At 74.1% G+C, this 14,284-nt stretch carries 14 protein-coding genes; 9 read left to right on the top strand and 5 right to left on the bottom strand.

Translation table 11 applies throughout. From position 1 onward, the window contains the following. The first annotated feature begins 38 nt into the window (after nt 1-38). Entirely contained in the window at nt 39-1,778 is a 1,740-nt protein-coding gene (ggt, locus tag ACQEUU_RS09595) for a gamma-glutamyltransferase (protein ID WP_433063106.1), read from the top strand. A 202-nt stretch (nt 1,779-1,980) separates the two neighbouring features. Here the strand turns inward: ggt and ACQEUU_RS09600 are convergent, their stop codons facing one another. After that, a complete protein-coding gene (locus tag ACQEUU_RS09600; protein WP_270159823.1) occupies nt 1,981-2,154 on the bottom strand; it encodes a hypothetical protein in 174 nt (57 codons plus the stop codon). 104 nt (nt 2,155-2,258) lie between these two features. On the opposite strand from ACQEUU_RS09600, the gene ACQEUU_RS09605 reads away from it, so the two are divergent. Together ACQEUU_RS09605 and ACQEUU_RS09610 are read left to right on the top strand one after the other, a co-directional pair. Beyond that, on the top strand, nt 2,259-3,041 hold the full coding sequence (locus tag ACQEUU_RS09605) for an SURF1 family protein (RefSeq protein WP_433063109.1): 783 nt from the start codon (nt 2,259-2,261) through the stop codon (nt 3,039-3,041). A gap of 2 nt (nt 3,042-3,043) precedes the next feature. Beyond that, nucleotides 3,044-3,346: a DUF3817 domain-containing protein gene (locus ACQEUU_RS09610; protein WP_433063112.1), complete on the top strand. Its 303-nt coding sequence runs from the start codon at nt 3,044-3,046 to the stop codon at nt 3,344-3,346. 20 nt (nt 3,347-3,366) lie between these two features. Here the strand turns inward: ACQEUU_RS09610 and ACQEUU_RS09615 are convergent, their stop codons facing one another. From ACQEUU_RS09615 to ACQEUU_RS09625, 3 genes are all read right to left on the bottom strand, one after another. Continuing rightward, a complete protein-coding gene (locus ACQEUU_RS09615) occupies nt 3,367-3,558 on the bottom strand; it encodes a hypothetical protein (RefSeq protein ID WP_433063115.1) in 192 nt (63 codons plus the stop codon). Nucleotides 3,559-3,651: 93 nt separating this feature from the next. Next, complete coding sequence (locus ACQEUU_RS09620) at nt 3,652-4,743, bottom strand: protein kinase domain-containing protein (RefSeq protein WP_433063117.1); 1,092 nt, start codon at nt 4,741-4,743, stop codon at nt 3,652-3,654. A 30-nt stretch (nt 4,744-4,773) separates the two neighbouring features. Next, nucleotides 4,774-5,616, bottom strand: coding sequence for an arylamine N-acetyltransferase family protein (locus ACQEUU_RS09625; protein WP_433063119.1), 843 nt, complete (start codon nt 5,614-5,616; stop codon nt 4,774-4,776). Nucleotides 5,617-5,688: 72 nt separating this feature from the next. Between ACQEUU_RS09625 and ACQEUU_RS09630 the strand changes: the two genes are divergently transcribed. The 6 genes from ACQEUU_RS09630 to ACQEUU_RS09655 are packed head-to-tail and all read left to right on the top strand — an operon-like array spanning nt 5,689 to nt 13,642. After that, a complete protein-coding gene (locus ACQEUU_RS09630) occupies nt 5,689-6,372 on the top strand; it encodes a response regulator transcription factor (RefSeq protein WP_270159221.1) in 684 nt (227 codons plus the stop codon). Beyond that, nucleotides 6,369-9,395 (top strand): DUF4153 domain-containing protein, encoded by a 3,027-nt coding sequence (locus ACQEUU_RS09635; protein ID WP_433063122.1) that lies wholly within the window; start codon nt 6,369-6,371, stop codon nt 9,393-9,395. The genes ACQEUU_RS09630 and ACQEUU_RS09635 overlap by 4 nt, the downstream gene beginning before the upstream one ends. Nucleotides 9,396-9,403: 8 nt before the next feature. Beyond that, entirely contained in the window at nt 9,404-10,939 is a 1,536-nt protein-coding gene (locus ACQEUU_RS09640; protein ID WP_433063125.1) for an N-acyl-D-amino-acid deacylase family protein, read from the top strand. A gap of 37 nt (nt 10,940-10,976) precedes the next feature. Then, entirely contained in the window at nt 10,977-12,056 is a 1,080-nt protein-coding gene (locus ACQEUU_RS09645; RefSeq protein ID WP_433071792.1) for an alanine racemase, read from the top strand. Then, nucleotides 12,053-12,433, top strand: coding sequence for a RidA family protein (locus ACQEUU_RS09650; protein WP_433063127.1), 381 nt, complete (start codon nt 12,053-12,055; stop codon nt 12,431-12,433). Before ACQEUU_RS09645 ends, ACQEUU_RS09650 begins: the two co-directional genes overlap by 4 nt. Before the next feature lie 12 nt (nt 12,434-12,445). After that, the gene (locus ACQEUU_RS09655) at nt 12,446-13,642 is read left to right on the top strand and encodes a hypothetical protein (RefSeq protein ID WP_433063130.1); all 1,197 of its coding nucleotides are present in this window, start codon (nt 12,446-12,448) and stop codon (nt 13,640-13,642) included. A 3-nt stretch (nt 13,643-13,645) separates the two neighbouring features. On the opposite strand, the gene ACQEUU_RS09660 is transcribed toward ACQEUU_RS09655, so the two are convergent. Further along, nucleotides 13,646-14,263, bottom strand: coding sequence for a LysE family translocator (locus tag ACQEUU_RS09660; protein ID WP_433063132.1), 618 nt, complete (start codon nt 14,261-14,263; stop codon nt 13,646-13,648). Between the last annotated feature and the right edge of the window lie 21 nt (nt 14,264-14,284).

Raw genomic sequence — 14,284 nt, forward strand, 5'->3', positions numbered from 1 at the left:
CCTACCGCCCGGGACGTAGCTGGGCCATCGTGTAGTCCATGCGCCGAGTGATCGTTCCCGCAGCAGCAGTCCTCGTCACCCTGGCCCCAGCCGCGCCCGCGGCGGCCACCACCCACCACCCGCCCCAGCAGAAGGTCCCTGTCGCCGAGGGGTACGGCGGCGCGGTCTCCACCGTCGACCTCGACGCCTCCAAGGCGGCGATCGACGTGCTCAGGAGAGGCGGCAACGCCGTCGACGCCGCGGTCGCCGCGGGCGCCGTGCTGGGCGTCACCGAGCCCTACTCCGCCGGTCTGGCCGGCGGCGGCTTCCTCGTCTACTACGACGCCGAGCGCCGGAAGGTGCACACCATCGACGGCCGCGAGGCCGCGCCCCGGGCCATGACGGCCACCTCCCTGGAGGGCATCCCGTTCGACCAGGCGGTCACCAGCGGTCTGTCGGCCGGCGTGCCCGGCACGGTCGCCCAGTGGGAGCTGGCCCTGCGCCGGTTCGGCACGATGTCGCTGAAGCAGGCGCTGCAGCCCGCCGTCACCGTCGCGTCCAGGGGGTTCGTGGTCGACCAGACGTTCCACGACCAGACCGCGCAGAACGCGGCCCGCTTCAAGGACTTCACCTCCACGGCGAAGCTCTACCTGCCGAACGGCGCGCCGCCGCCGGTCGGCTCCGTCTTCAGGAACCCCGACCTGGCCGCCACCTACCGCGAGCTGGGCCGGCGCGGCACCGGCTGGCTGTACGGGGGAGAGCTCGGCAGGGAGGTCGTGGCCACGGTCAAGCGGCCCCCGGTCACCCCCGGCTCGACCAGGAACGTCAGGCCCGGCCTGATGGAGCTGGGCGACCTGCGCGACTACCGCGCGCTGATGCGGGAGCCGACCAGGTCCGACTACCGCGGCCTGACGGTGTACGGGATGGCGCCGCCGTCGTCGGGCGGCTCGACCGTGCAGGAGGCGCTCAACATCCTGGACGCGCTGCCCGAGGTGGGCCTGCACGAGTATCTGGAGGCGTCCCGGCTGGCCTTCGCCGACCGCAACGCCTACGTCGGCGACGTGCCGGGCGTGCCGCTGAAGGAGCTGCTGTCGGACGGTTTCGCCAAGGAGCGCGCCTGCCTGGTCGGCGAGCGCGCGATCGCGCACCCCGCCGCGCCGGGCGTCCCCGACGGCTCGTACGAGGACTGCCCGCCCGCGCAGGGCACCGCAGCCGAGACCACGGCCGAGGGCCCGGAGACCACGCACCTGGTGGTGGCCGACCGCTGGGGCAACGTGGTCGCCTACAACCTGACCATCGAGTCCACCGGCGGCAACGGCATCGTGGTGCCGGGCCGCGGGTTCCTGCTCAACAACGAGCTGACGGACTTCACCTTCGGCCCGGCGCCGGGCGACCCGAACCTGCCCGGCCCCGGCAAGCGGCCGCGCTCGTCGATGGCGCCGACGCTGGTGTTCGACCACGGCAGGCCGGTGATGGCGCTCGGCACGCCGGGCGGCTCCACGATCATCACGACGGTGCTGCAGATCCTGGTCAACCGGTACGAGTTCGGCATGTCGCTGCCCGAGGCGCTGGCCGCCCCCAGGGCCACCCAGCGCAACACCGCGCAGACCCAGGCCGAGCAGGGCTTCCTCGACCGGTACGAGCAGGAGCTGGAGGCCAGGGGCCACGACCTGGTGCTGAACCCGGAGATCGGCGCGGCCACCGCGCTGGAGTTCGTCGGCCGGGACCGGATCCAGGCGGTCGCCGAGCCGTCCAGGCGCGGCGGCGGCAGCGCCCTGGTGGTCTCGCCGCGCCGCTGACTCAGCCGATCAGCTCGTAGTCGCCGGGTTTCGCCTTCCGGGTACGCGCCCCGTACTCGAAGGTGAAGCCCGGCCGGATCGTCCGGTTCACCCCGTGCTCGTCCAGGTACCACGACGAGCACGCCGGTCGGGCCGGGTGGTACGGGCATGACAAAAGCCCGCCACACCTGTGGCGGGTCGGCGCCCTGTGACGAGGAGAGGGCTAGCGGAGCAGCAGGAACGCCGCCACGCCGATGATCGCCACGGCGAGGACCACCGCGATGATCGGCAGGACCGGCGACTTCTTGGCGGTGGCGGCCGACTCCTGCTCGGACCGCTGCGCGAAGGCGCGGAACTGCTGGGTGTTGCCCGCGGGATCGATATGCTGGTCAGACATGGCCAGCAGCCTAGCGTGATCGCTTGCCGGCGTTTGCGCCTTTTCTTCGGTTTCGCCGGTGGGCTGGTGGGGGAACCGGTCCCACGGGCGGATAGTTTGAAGGCATGCTCAAGACCCTGCTGTCGCCTCGCCTGCTGGGGCTGCACCTGCTCACGATCGGGGTCGTGATCGCGTTCATCATGCTCGGGCGCTGGCAGCTCGGCGTGTTCAACGACTCGGGCAAGCCGGTGCTGACGACGGACCCGGCCCCGGTGTCCGTCACGGAGCTGGCCCCCGTGGGCGCGCAGATGCGGGGTGACGCCGTCGGCCGCAGGGTCACCGTCGAGGGCGTCTACGACGCGAGCCGTCAGCTCCTCGTCGCCGACCGCCGCGCCGACGTCGACGCGCCGGGCGGCAAGGTCTCACGCGGCCACGGCTACTGGGTGCTGACCCCGCTCCGGCTCGACGACGGCACGCTGATGCCGGTGGTGCGCGGCTGGGTGGCCGACGCCGCCGACCCCGCCGCGGCGGCCGTGCCGCAGGGCCGGGCGAGCGTCCCCGGCCGGCTGCGCCCCCAGCAGGGCAGCGACACCGTCCAGCGCAGGCCCGAAGGGCTGCCCCCCGGCCAGGTGCAGACGGTCGCGACCGGCGAGCTGGTCAACCTGTGGCGGGGCGAGCAGGTGCGCAACGGCTACGTCGTGGCCGAACCCCCGTCAGGGGCGCTGACCCAGGTCGCCTCGAAACCGCCCATGGCCGGCGGCGAGGTCACCTGGCGCAACCTCGCCTACGCCGCCAACTGGTGGATCTTCGCGGGGTTCGCCGTGTTCATGTGGTTCCACTTCGTACGCGACGCCGTACGAGCGGATCGGGACCGTCAGAGGTCCCCCGAGATGGTTCTGGAAGGTTAACGGTGGAATCGGCTCTCAAGCCCTTCCGGGTGCTCGCCTACGTCGTCGGCGTGATGCTGCTCGTGCTCTGCGTCGGGATGGTGCTGCGCTACGGCTTCGACCTGCCCGGCCTGTCGAAGGTGATCGCGCCCATCCACGGCGGCCTCTACATGCTCTACCTGGTGGCGGTGATGAACCTGGGCATGAAGGCGCGCTGGAGCTGGCCCTACATGCTGGGCGTCATGCTGGGCGGCACCGTGCCGTTCCTGTCGTTCTACGTCGAGCGCCGGGTCACCCAGCGGGTGGCGGCGCCGGCGGAGGCCTGAGGCCCCCGCCGGCCCCGGCACTAGCGGCCGATGCCGCGCCGGCGGGACCTCTTGAGCCGCTCGCGCTGCGACGGGTCGAGCATGAGGTAGCCGGCCACCGGGGCGGCGACCACGCCGAGGACGACGAGCAGGGTCACCCAGCCGGGAAGGAAGATCCACGAGAACAGGACGGCGACGCCGGCGCCGATGGCGTACTTCTGGATTGGTGACATCCTCAACATCCTCCGAACGCGGAGCGCTCGCCCCGCCTCTTCCCACATTCTGCGTCGTGCGGACAACGAGCGAGACGTCGTCCAGGTTCCCTGTCACGATATATCGTGAATAGGCAGCACGCCGAGCAACTGCCGCCGCAGCGCCGCCGGCGCCGGCCGCTCGGCCGGCGGCCCCGCCAGCAGGCCGACCAGGCACGGCGCCAGCGGCCCTGCCCGCACCAGCGTCGCGCCAGGAGCGGGCGGCCGGCCCTCCACCGCCAGGAACATCGTGGCACCCAGCGCCCAAAGATCGCCCGCCGGCCCCGGCACGCCCTCCGGCGGCAGATAGGCGGGCGGCGGCGCGGGCACCGGCGGCGGGAGCAGCGACGCCCGGCCCTCCGGGTCGATCAGCACGCTGCCGGGATGCACCCCGCCGTGGTGCCGGCCGCGGTCGTGCCAGGCGGCGAGCCGGTCGAGCACCGCCAGGCCCACCGCCGCCGCCCGCGCCGGGGTCAGCGGGCCATCGGTCGCGACCACCCGATCCAGGGAGCGGTCCAGCGCCAGCCGCCGCAGGGTCCACGCCACCGCCTCCGACGGCGGCGAGTCCGGCGTGAGCATCGCCCTGATCAGCGCCCGCAACGGGTCCGTCGCCGCGGCCGGCTCCTGGCCCGGCGGCCTGCCCTCGACCGCGAAGTGCAGCGTCGCGGCCAGCGACCACAGATCGGCGCCCGGCCGCATGCCCGTCGCCGGCAGCCCGAACCCCGTCAGCAGCGCCCGCCCGGTCGGCGACAGCAGCACGTTGCCCGGACGCACCCGGCCGTGCACGATCCCGGCGGCGTGCGCGGCCGTCAGCGCCGACAGCACGTACACGCCCACCCGGGCCGCCTGCCTGACCGGCAGCGGCCCCCGCCCGCGCACCGTCTGCTCCAGCGACGCGCCCTCCACGAACGCCATCACCAGCCACGGCTCGCCGTCCTCCACCGGCACGTCGAGCACCGGCACGATCGCCGGATGCACGAACCGGGCCACGCGGCGGGCCTCCAGCACCGCCGCGTCCAGCTCCCCGGCGGGCGCGCGCAGCCGGCGCACCACCACGTCCCGGTGTTCCACCTCGTCGAAGGCCAGCAGCAGCTCACCCCCGCCGAGGGGGTTCAGCAGCCGATAGCGTCCCGCGAGCTTCCCGGTCTCTCCCTTGGCCACGCGCACCAGCGACCTCCTGACGAGCTGTGTACCCCGTCAGGCGAGCCATGCCTCATGCGCGGCGTGCAACCTCCCCCACAGCCGGTCCTTCTCCGCTCCACTCACGTCGTCCAGCGGCAGCGCGAAGACGTCCGCCAGCGCCGCGTAGTAGTCGCGGGCGCTCTCCAGCGTCACCCGGTCCGCCCCGACGCCGAGCCGCGACAGCACCAGCCCGCGCAGGCTGTCGACCCCGCGCGCGTCCCGCCGCTGCACCACCGCGACCCGCATGAACCCCGACTCCGGCGACGTGGACTGGTGGTCGTGCATGGCCGCGAAGTCCGACATCGCGGCCGGCTCGGGACCGAAGTCGAGGCCGAGGAAGGACCCGCCCGGGTCGTGCTCCAGCCGCCACCCGCCGGGGGCCACCTCCGACGGCCGCAGCCCGTACGTGTGCGGGCCCTGCCGGTAGGCGCCCGCGACCAGCGGGAGCGGCTCGTGCAGCCCGTCGCCCAGCCCCACGTCCACCAGCCACGCGCCACCCGGGTTGGCCTCGTCCGGCAGCCCCGACACCGTCAACGCCAGATGGTTGCCGGTGATCCCCGGCTCGCCTCCCCGCATCTGCGCGCCGGCCACGTGCCGCGTCACCGTGTAACCCAGCTTCGTCAGCAGCGCCGAGAAAGCTCCGTTCAGGTGGTAGCAGTAGCCGCCGCGGCCGCCGAGGATCCGGGCCGCCGACTCCAGCGGATCCAGCGACGTGGGCCGGCCCAGCCAGATCTCCAGCACCTCGTACGGGACCCGTTCCACGTGCGCGATGTGCAGGTCGCGCAGGGCGGCGGCGGAGGGCGGGGCGTGCTCGAACTCGGGCAGGCCGAGGCGGCGCAGGTATGAGGGGATGTTCACTGCCCAAGTCTGCACCGGATGTGCACGAATTGGGGAGTGCCGTCTGCACACCCCGCTTCTAGGCTCTGGGATGTGACGCAGCAGCGACGCATCCTCGTGGTGGAAGACGACCAGACGATCGCGCGGGCCGTCCGCGACCGGCTCGCCGCCGAGGGGTTCCAGGTCAGGACGGCCGCCGACGGGCAGGCCGGGCTCGCCGCGTTCGCCTCGGCCGAACCCGACCTGGTGATCCTGGACCGGCTGCTGCCCGGACTCGACGGGCTGGAGGTGTGCCGCAGGATGCAGGCCGCCCGCCCGGTGCCCGTGCTCATGCTGACCGCACTCGGCGAGGAGACCGACGTGCTCGTCGGGCTCGGCGTGGGCGCCGACGACTACCTGGCCAAGCCGTTCAGCATGCGCGAGCTGGTGGCCAGGATCCACGCGCTGCTGCGCCGGGTCGAGCGGGCGGGGCAGCTCGCCGCCGAGGACGCCGTGATCAAGGTGGGGGAGGTGCGGATCGACACCGCCGCCCGGCGGGTGTTCGTCCGCGGCGCCGAGGCGCAGCTCACCCGTACCGAGTTCGACCTGCTGCGCCGCCTCGCCGAACGGCCGGGGCAGGTGTTCGAGCGGGAGCGGCTGCTGTCGGACGTGTGGGGGTTCTCCGAGGCGGCCGCCACCAGGACCGTCGACAGCCACGTGCGGGCGCTGCGCCGCAAGCTCGGCTCCGACGTGGTCCGCACCGTCCACGGGGTCGGCTACGCGCTGGTACGGCCATGAGACCGCTCGACTTCCTGGGCCGGATCAAGGTCAAGCTCGGGATCGTCATCGTGCTGGCCGTCGCGACCGCGTTCGCGGTGAACGAGGTCGGCATCAACTCCGGGCTGTCACGCGAGGTCCGCATCGGCGTGGCCGTGGCGCTCGCCCTCATCATGGTCCAGGTGCTCGCCATGGGCATGACCAGGCCGCTGCGCGAGATGGCCAGGGCCGCCCAGACCATCGCCAAGGGCCGCTACTCGCTGCGCGTCCGGGCCACCTCCCGCGACGAGGTGGGAGAGCTGGCGCGGGCCTTCAACGCGATGGCCGCCGACCTCGGCGAGGTCGACCGGCAGCGCCGCGAGCTGGTCGCCAACGTCAGCCACGAGCTGCGCACGCCCATCACCGGGCTGCGCGCCGTCCTGGAGAACGTCGTCGACGGCGTCTCCGCGCCCGACCCGGTCACCATGCGCACCGCGCTCGCCCAGACCGAACGCCTCGGCCGCCTGGTCGCCCAGCTGCTCGACCTGTCCCGGCTCGACTCCGGCGCGCGGCTCATCGAACCGGAGGCGGTCGAGCTGCGGCCGCTGGTGGAGCAGGCCGTCCGGGAGGCGGCGCTGGCCCGCGAGGACGTCCGGCTCTCCTCCTCGGTCCCCGCCGGGCTCGTGGTCCTCGCCGACCCCGACCTGATGGCCCAGGTCCTGGCCAACCTGCTCGACAACGCCGTACGGCACAGCCCGCCGGACGGGACGGTCACCGTGACCGCCTCGCCCACCGGCGCCGGGGTGCGTCTCGCGGTCGCCGACCGGGGGACGGGCATCCCGGCGTCGGCCAGGGCGCGCGTGTTCGAACGCTTCTCCAGGCTCGACGCCGGGCGCACCGCCGACGGCGGGGGAGCCGGGCTGGGCCTGGCCATCGTCAAGGAGATCGTCGAACTGCACGGCGGCTCCATCCGCATCGACGACTGCGCGGGGTGCCGCATGCTCGTCGACCTGCCAGGGAGGACTGTGATGGTGCCCGAAGACGGCCGCCGCGGGGATGAGCCGGCGCCACACCCCGAGCCCGCCCCCTCCGCCGGACCGGGCACGGCCGGCACTCCGGTCCCCGCCACGGTGGGTGTGCCGGCGTTGTCCGGCCCCGCGGACGTCGCGCACGCGGGGACCGCGGGACCGGACGCCGGAAGCCCCGGGGCGGAGGACGCCGTGCCGGCAGGTTCCGGGGGGCAAGCGCCGGCCGCCTCGCCGCGTGCCGGGTCGTGGGTGGGGTGGCCGGGTGCGGAGCCGCCGGTGAAAGGGCTGGTCGGCATCGTCACCGGGGGGATGCTCGGGCTGGCGGTCGGGTTCGTGGCGGGGCTGTTCGCGGCCGCGATGGCGAGTGTGCTCCTCGGGGACGGGGCCGCGCTCCTCACGCTGGTGTGCGTCACCGCGCTGTTCGGCGCGGTCGGGACGGCTGTGGGCGCCGGCGTCGCCCGCCGCGCCGCCGAGCACGCGCACCTGGTCGCGGCGTACGGCCAGGCCACGCCCGCCTACGCAACGGCTGGGCCGGGAGGGCCGCCCGCCTACACGCCGCCGCCGCTGTTCCCCAGGCCGGTGCTTCCCGCCACCCCGCGCTGGCTGCTGCCGGCGGCGGGCGGGGCGGGGGTGTTCGCGGCCATCGCGCTGCCGGACGCGCAGCTCGGGCTGGGCATCGTCCTGGTGGCCCTGGTGCTCGGGGCGGCCGCCCTGCCCGCCGTCACCCGGCGGATGACGCCGTGGACGATCGCCTTCGGGCTGACCGCGTACTGGCTGATCGCGATGGCCGCCGTCAGGGACGCCGACTGGCTGGTCGGGGTCCTGCTCCTGGCGGGGGCGGGGCTGGCCGCGCTGGCCGTGTCGGGCGCGGGCCTCGGCTGGCTCGGCGTCCTCAGGGGCGGCGCCTCCGTCCTGTTCGCGCTCGGGCCGCTGCCCTGGTTCCTGGCCGCGCCGCTGAAGGCGCTGACGGCCAGGCGGCGCGTCCTGCCGGCGCTGGCCGGGATCGGCATCACGGTCGTGCTGCTGGGGGTGTTCGGGCTGCTGTTCTCCTCGGCCGACCCGGTGTTCGCCGCCTACGTGGAGCGGCTGACCGCCACACCCGAGTGGGCCGAGTCGCTGCCGGTGCGGCTCGCCGTGTTCGCGGTGTTCGCGGCACTGCCGGCGGCGGTGGTGCTGGTGGCGCTCCGGCCGGTCGTCGACCCGGTGACGCCCGACCTCAAGATCCCGGTGAGCAGGTCCATCTGGCTGGTGCCGCTCACCGCCGTCAACCTGCTGTTCGCGGCGTTCGTCGCGGTGCAGATCACGGCGCTGTTCGGCGGCGACGCGTGGGTGCTGAGGACCGCCGGGCTCACCTACGCCGAGTACGCCAGGCAGGGCTTCTTCCAGCTCGTCGTGGTCAGCGTGGTCGTGCTGGGCATCGTCGGGGTGGCCGCCGGCGTGATCAGGACCGAGCGGCGGGAGCGGTGGCTGCTCACCGGGCAGCTCGGCCTGCTGTGCGGGCTGACCACGGTGGTGCTGTTCTCCGCGCTGCACCGGATGGACCTCTACACCGACGCGTACGGCCTGTCGCGGCTGCGGCTGTCGGTGGAGGCGACGGTGTACTGGCTGGGGGCGCTGTTCGCGCTGGTGCTGCTGGCCGGGGCTGGACGGCTCGCCGGGCGCGGCTCGGGCTGGCTGCCGCGCACCGTCGTCCTGGTGACCGGGCTGGCCCTGGGCGCCTTCGCGGTGGTGAACCCGGATCTGCGGGTGGCCGAGTCGCAGGTGGCGGTGCGGGGCGTGCAGAAACTGGACTCCGACTACCTGGGCGACCTCGGGGCCGAGGCGGTGCCCGCGCTGGACCGGCTGCCGGAGCCGCTGCGCAGCTGCGTGCTCGCCGAGGTGGTGGCGGCCAACGACCTGGACCGGCCCGATCCGTGGAACGGCTGGAACCTCGCCAGGACGCGGGCCCGGGACCTGCTCGCCGAGCGCCCGATCCGGCCCGGCCCGCTCGTCTCACGGTCAGAAGGGTCGTGTTACGTACGCACCACCGGTGGTTGAATCTGTGGGTGAGGTTCGACGTAGTCATCAGCGGCGGCCGGGTGCTCGACGGCACCGGCGCCCCGCCCTGCCGGGCGGACGTGGGGATCACCGGTGACCGCGTCACGGCGGTCGGCAGGCTCGACGGCGCCGAGGCGGCGTCCGAGATCGACGCGTCCGGCCGGCTGGTGGCTCCGGGCTTCGTCGACTGCCACGTGCACGGCGACGCGGTGGTGTTCGACCCCGCCGTGCAGCTCGCCGCGCTGCGGCAGGGCGTGACCACGTTCGTGCTCGGGCAGGACGGGCTGTCGTTCGCGCCCGGCTCCGCCGAGACCGTCGCGTACGCGTCCCGCTACTTCGCGGCGGTCAACGGCCCGCTGCGGGAGGGCCCGCTGTCCGTGGCGGAGCTGCTCGACGGCTACGACCGCGCGGTCGCGGTCAACACCGCCTACCTGCTGCCGCACGGGACGATCCGCTACGACGTGATGGGCGCCTCGCCGGCGCACGCCTCCCGCGACGACCTGGCGCTCATGCTGGCGGCGGTCGAGCGCGGTCTGTCCGAGGGCGCGGTCGGGCTGTCCAGCGGGCTGGAGTACCTGCCGGGCCGTTACGCGAACGCCGAGGAGCTGGCCGAGCTCTGCCGCCCGCTCGGCGGACTGCCGTACGTCACCCACATGCGCGCCTACGGCGCCAGGGCCGGGGTCGGCCTCGGCGAGGTGGTGGAGATCGCCGAGCGGTCCGGCGCGGCCGTGCACGTCTCCCATCTGCACGGCCCGGCCGACGTGCTGCTGCCGCTGCTCGACGGGGCGGGCGCGAACGTCGACCTCACCTTCGACACCTACCCCTACCTGCGCAGCAGCACGATCCTGGCCATGGTGGTGCTGCCGCCCACGGTGCCCGCCGCCGACACCGAGAAGGCGCTGGCGATGCTCGGCTCCGGCGAGCTGGACGCCTGGTGGCCGGGGCTGGCGCAGACCTGGCCGCGGCTGACGATCTCGCACGCGCCCGGCCTGGAATGGGCCGAGGGCCTGACCGTCGTCGCCGCGGCGGAGCGCGAGGGGGTGGAGCCGGCGGAGTTCTGCCGCCGCCTGCTCGTCGAGACCCGGCTGGAGGCGGGCTGCGTGGCGGCCCGTCCCGACGAGGGCCCGGAGGGGGAGGAGTCGGTGCGCCGCATGCTGCGCCACCCGTCCCACACCGGCGGCTCCGACGGCATCTACGTGGGCGGCCACCCGCACCCGCGCGGCTTCGGGGCGTTCGCCCGCTTCCTCGGCCGGCACGTCCGCGAGCTCGGCGACTGGACGTGGGAGCAGGCCGCGGTCCACCTGTCGTCCCATCCTGCGCGGCGGTTCGGGCTGACGGACCGGGGGCTGCTGCGGCCCGGGTTCGCCGCCGACGTGGTGGTGTTCGACCCGCTCACCGTCGCCGACCGGGCGACGTACGAGACGCCCAGGGAGCCGGCCGCCGGGGTGGACGACGTGCTGGTCTCGGGGGAACGGGTGCTGGCGGCCGGCGAGCTGACCGGGGCGACGCCCGGGAGGGCACTGCGCTCAAGATCCGCAGGATAGGGTCGGAACCGGGCAGAGGGGGAGTGCGGTGCCGGAGATGCTGGGGCGTTCGGTGTTCGGCGGGGAGCTGACCTTCCCGCTGATGGTCGTGCACCGCGACGCGCTCGACCACAACATCGCCACGATGGCCGCCTTCGCCCGCGACCACGGGATGGAGCTCGCGCCGCACGCCAAGACCCACATGTCGCCGGAGATCGCCGCCCGCCAGCTCGACGCCGGGGCCTGGGGGCTGACCGTGGCCTCGCCGGCCCAGGCGCGCACGGTGCGCGGGTTCGGCGCCGCCCGGATCATGGTGGCCAACCAGGTCGTCGACCCCGCGGGGCTGCGCTGGGCGGCCGCCGAGCTCGACGCCGACCCGGGCTTCACGCTGCTGTCGTTCGCCGACTCGCCGGCGGGGGCCGACCTCCTGGCCTCCTTCGCGGGCTCCCGGCCGTTCCCGGTGCTGGCCGAGCTGGGCCATCCGGGCGGCAGAGCCGGGTGCCGCACGGTCGAGGACCTGCTGGCGCTGGTCCGTCACATCGAGCGGACCGACGGGGTCGAGATAGCGGGGATCGCGGGGTACGAGGGAGCGCTCGACACGGCACAAGAGGTCCGGAAATATCTGGATCTGTTGCAGGAGGCGGTCGAGCACCTCCGCGTCCGCACCCCGATCCTCACCGTCGGCGGCAGCCAGTGGTTCGACGTGATCGGCCGCCACCTGGCCGCCACCCAGGCCCGGATCCTCCTGCGCAGCGGCGCCTACGTCACCCACGACGACGGCTTCTACCGCGAGCGCACCCCGTACAACCGGATGGACGGCGAGCTGCGCCCCGCGCTCGAGGTGTGGGCACACGTCCTGTCCACCCCCGAACCCGGCCTGGCCGTGGTGGGCATGGGCAAGCGCGACGCCCCGTACGACGAAGGGCTGCCCGTGCCCAGGCGAGGCGGCGTCACCGTCGTCGCGATGTGGGACCAGCACACGATCGTGCGCGCCGACGGCCTCCGGCCCGGAGACCTGCTCGCGTTCGGCATCTCCCATCCGTGCACCGCCTTCGACAAGTGGCGCCAGCTGCCCCTGGTCGACGGCGACTATCGGATCGCCGGCACCATCACCACCCGTTTCCAGGAGCAGCAGTGAAGAAAGAGCTGAGAACCACCGAAGGCGCGGCCCCCATCGGCGCCTACTCGCAGGGCCTCGTCGTGGGCGACTTCGTCTACACCTCCGGCATGGGCCCGCTCGACCCGCAGACCGGCGAGGTCGTCGGCGACGACGTCGTCACCCAGACCCACCAGGTGATGCGCAACCTCGGCGCGATCCTGGCCGCGCACGGGCTCGGCTTCGACGACGTCGTCAAGGCCACCGTCCACCTCCAGCACCTCAAGCGCGACTTCGCCGCCTACAACGAGGTCTACCAGTCGTACTTCACCCCTCCGTACCCCGTGCGCACCACTGTCGGCTCGCACCTGCTCGACATCCTGGTGGAGATCGACTTCGTCGCGCACAAGAGCGCCTGAGGGACGCCTGCCGTGGACAGTTCGGTGTTCGCCTTCGCCGAGGACCTGCGCGGCGAGGGCGTCGAGCGGGTGCTCGACAAGATCAGCGGGTACGGGGCGACCGGCGTCACGGTCGGCGCCGTCCATCACGCCGTCCGCGACGTCACCCCGCACGGGCTGTCCCGGCTGACCGTACGCCACGACGGGGCGCACTTCCCCCCGCCCGCCGACCTGTTCTCCGGCCTGCGGCTGCGGCCGCCGGCCGGACACCAGGACACCTTCGACGGGCTGCGCGAGGCGTGCGCCGAGCGCGGGCTCCGGCTGCACGGCTGGAGCGTGTTCCTGCGCAACGCCACCCTCGGCAGGGCCCACCCCGACGTGACCGTCCGCGACTGCTTCGGCGACCGCGGCTCGCCCGCCGACCTGTGCCCCGCCCACCCCGACGCGCGCGCGTACGCGGTCGCGCTGGCCAGGGCGGTGGCCAGGCTCGGCGTCGAGTCCGTGGTGGCCGAGTCGCTGCACTTCCGGCCGCTGCGGGCCGGGCGCTCGTTCGTGCCGCTCGGGCCGATGGACGCCTACCTGTTCGGGCTCTGCTTCTGCGACTACTGCATGCGCCGGGCCGCCGACCTGGGCGTGGACGCCGAGGTGGCGCGCGAGGAGTGCGCCAGGATCCTCGGCGGCGTGCTCGACGGCGACCCGCCCGCCCAGGGCGAGGTGACCAGGGCCGCGCTGACCGCGTACGCCGGGCCCGACGTGGTCGCCTACGCCAGGGCCAGGTCCGAAACCGTCACCACGCTCGTCTCCGACGTGGCCTCGGCCGTCGGCGACGAAGGGTCCAAGCTGGTGTTCGCCGACGCGACCGGCGCCGTCAAGGGCTACGCCGACGGGCTGCCCACCCCCGGGCTGGCCGCCCACGACGCCTGGCGACTGGGCGTCGACCTGGTGGCGCTCGGCGACCTGGTGCCCGCCTTCGCGGTGCTCGCCTACGCCCGCGACGCGGCCAGGGTCGCCGACGACGTCGGCGCCTACCTGCGCTCGGTCGGCAAGGACCGCGAGGTGCGCGCGGTGCTGCGGCCAGGACACCCCGACACCGACTCCGCGGACCGGCTGGTCGCCAAGGCGCGGGCGGCCAAGGCGGCGGGCGCGGCGGCGGTCGACTTCTACGCCTACGGGCTCATGCCGCACCCCGTGCTCGACCGCGTCCCGGCCGCCCTCGCCGAGGTCCGGTGACCCTCATCTCCTCCCGGCGAACGCGGTGGCCACGCCCAGGCCCAGATAGACGACGCCGCTGACGTACCGCAGCGTCCTGGCCCGGCGGGCGAGCCGGCCGCCCAGCGCGCCCGCCGCGACCGCGTACACCACGTCCGAGATCAGCCCCAGCACCAGCAGCGTGAGGCCGAGCACCACCACCTGCAGCGCGGGCGACCCCGCCGCCGGGTCCACGAAGTGCGGCAGGAGCGCCAGGAAGAACAGCGTCACCTTCGGGTTCAGCACGTTGACCAGCACGCCCTCCAGGAACACCGCGCGCAGCGGCTGCGCGGGCGGCTGCCGCTCCGCTCCGCCGTCCTTCGCGGTGAACGCCCGGATCGCCAAATAGACGAGGTACGCGACGCCAGCCCACTTCACGACCGCGAACAGCGTCGCCGACTGCGAGATCACGTACGACAGGCCGAGCGCGGCCGCGGCGATGTGCACGAGCGTGCCCACCTCCACCCCCAGCGCGCTCGCCAGCCCCGCCGAACGGCCCTGCGCGAGCCCTCTGGCGGCGATGTAGAGATGGTTGGGCCCGGGGATCAGCACCAGCGCCATCGAGGTGGCGGCGAACAGCAGGAACGTGGTCGGGGAGATCATGCCTCCGACTGTACGGGCGCG

This window comes from Nonomuraea sp. CA-218870 (genome assembly GCF_050936535.1).
GTDB classification, from domain to species: domain Bacteria; phylum Actinomycetota; class Actinomycetes; order Streptosporangiales; family Streptosporangiaceae; genus Nonomuraea; species Nonomuraea corallina.

Bases quoted from the DNA above. Each gene is read 5' to 3' on its own strand.
- ACQEUU_RS09615 (WP_433063115.1), bottom strand. From the start codon at position 3,558: ATGTCACCAATCCAGAAGTACGCCATCGGCGCCGGCGTCGCCGTCCTG.
- ACQEUU_RS09645 (WP_433071792.1), top strand. From the start codon at position 10,977: ATGCTGGGGCGTTCGGTGTTCGGCGGGGAGCTGACCTTCCCGCTGATG.
- ggt (WP_433063106.1), top strand. From the start codon at position 39: ATGCGCCGAGTGATCGTTCCCGCAGCAGCAGTCCTCGTCACCCTGGCC.
- ACQEUU_RS09660 (WP_433063132.1), bottom strand. From the start codon at position 14,263: ATGATCTCCCCGACCACGTTCCTGCTGTTCGCCGCCACCTCGATGGCG.
- ACQEUU_RS09605 (WP_433063109.1), top strand. From the start codon at position 2,259: ATGCTCAAGACCCTGCTGTCGCCTCGCCTGCTGGGGCTGCACCTGCTC.
- ACQEUU_RS09635 (WP_433063122.1), top strand. From the start codon at position 6,369: ATGAGACCGCTCGACTTCCTGGGCCGGATCAAGGTCAAGCTCGGGATC.
- ACQEUU_RS09600 (WP_270159823.1), bottom strand. From the start codon at position 2,154: ATGTCTGACCAGCATATCGATCCCGCGGGCAACACCCAGCAGTTCCGC.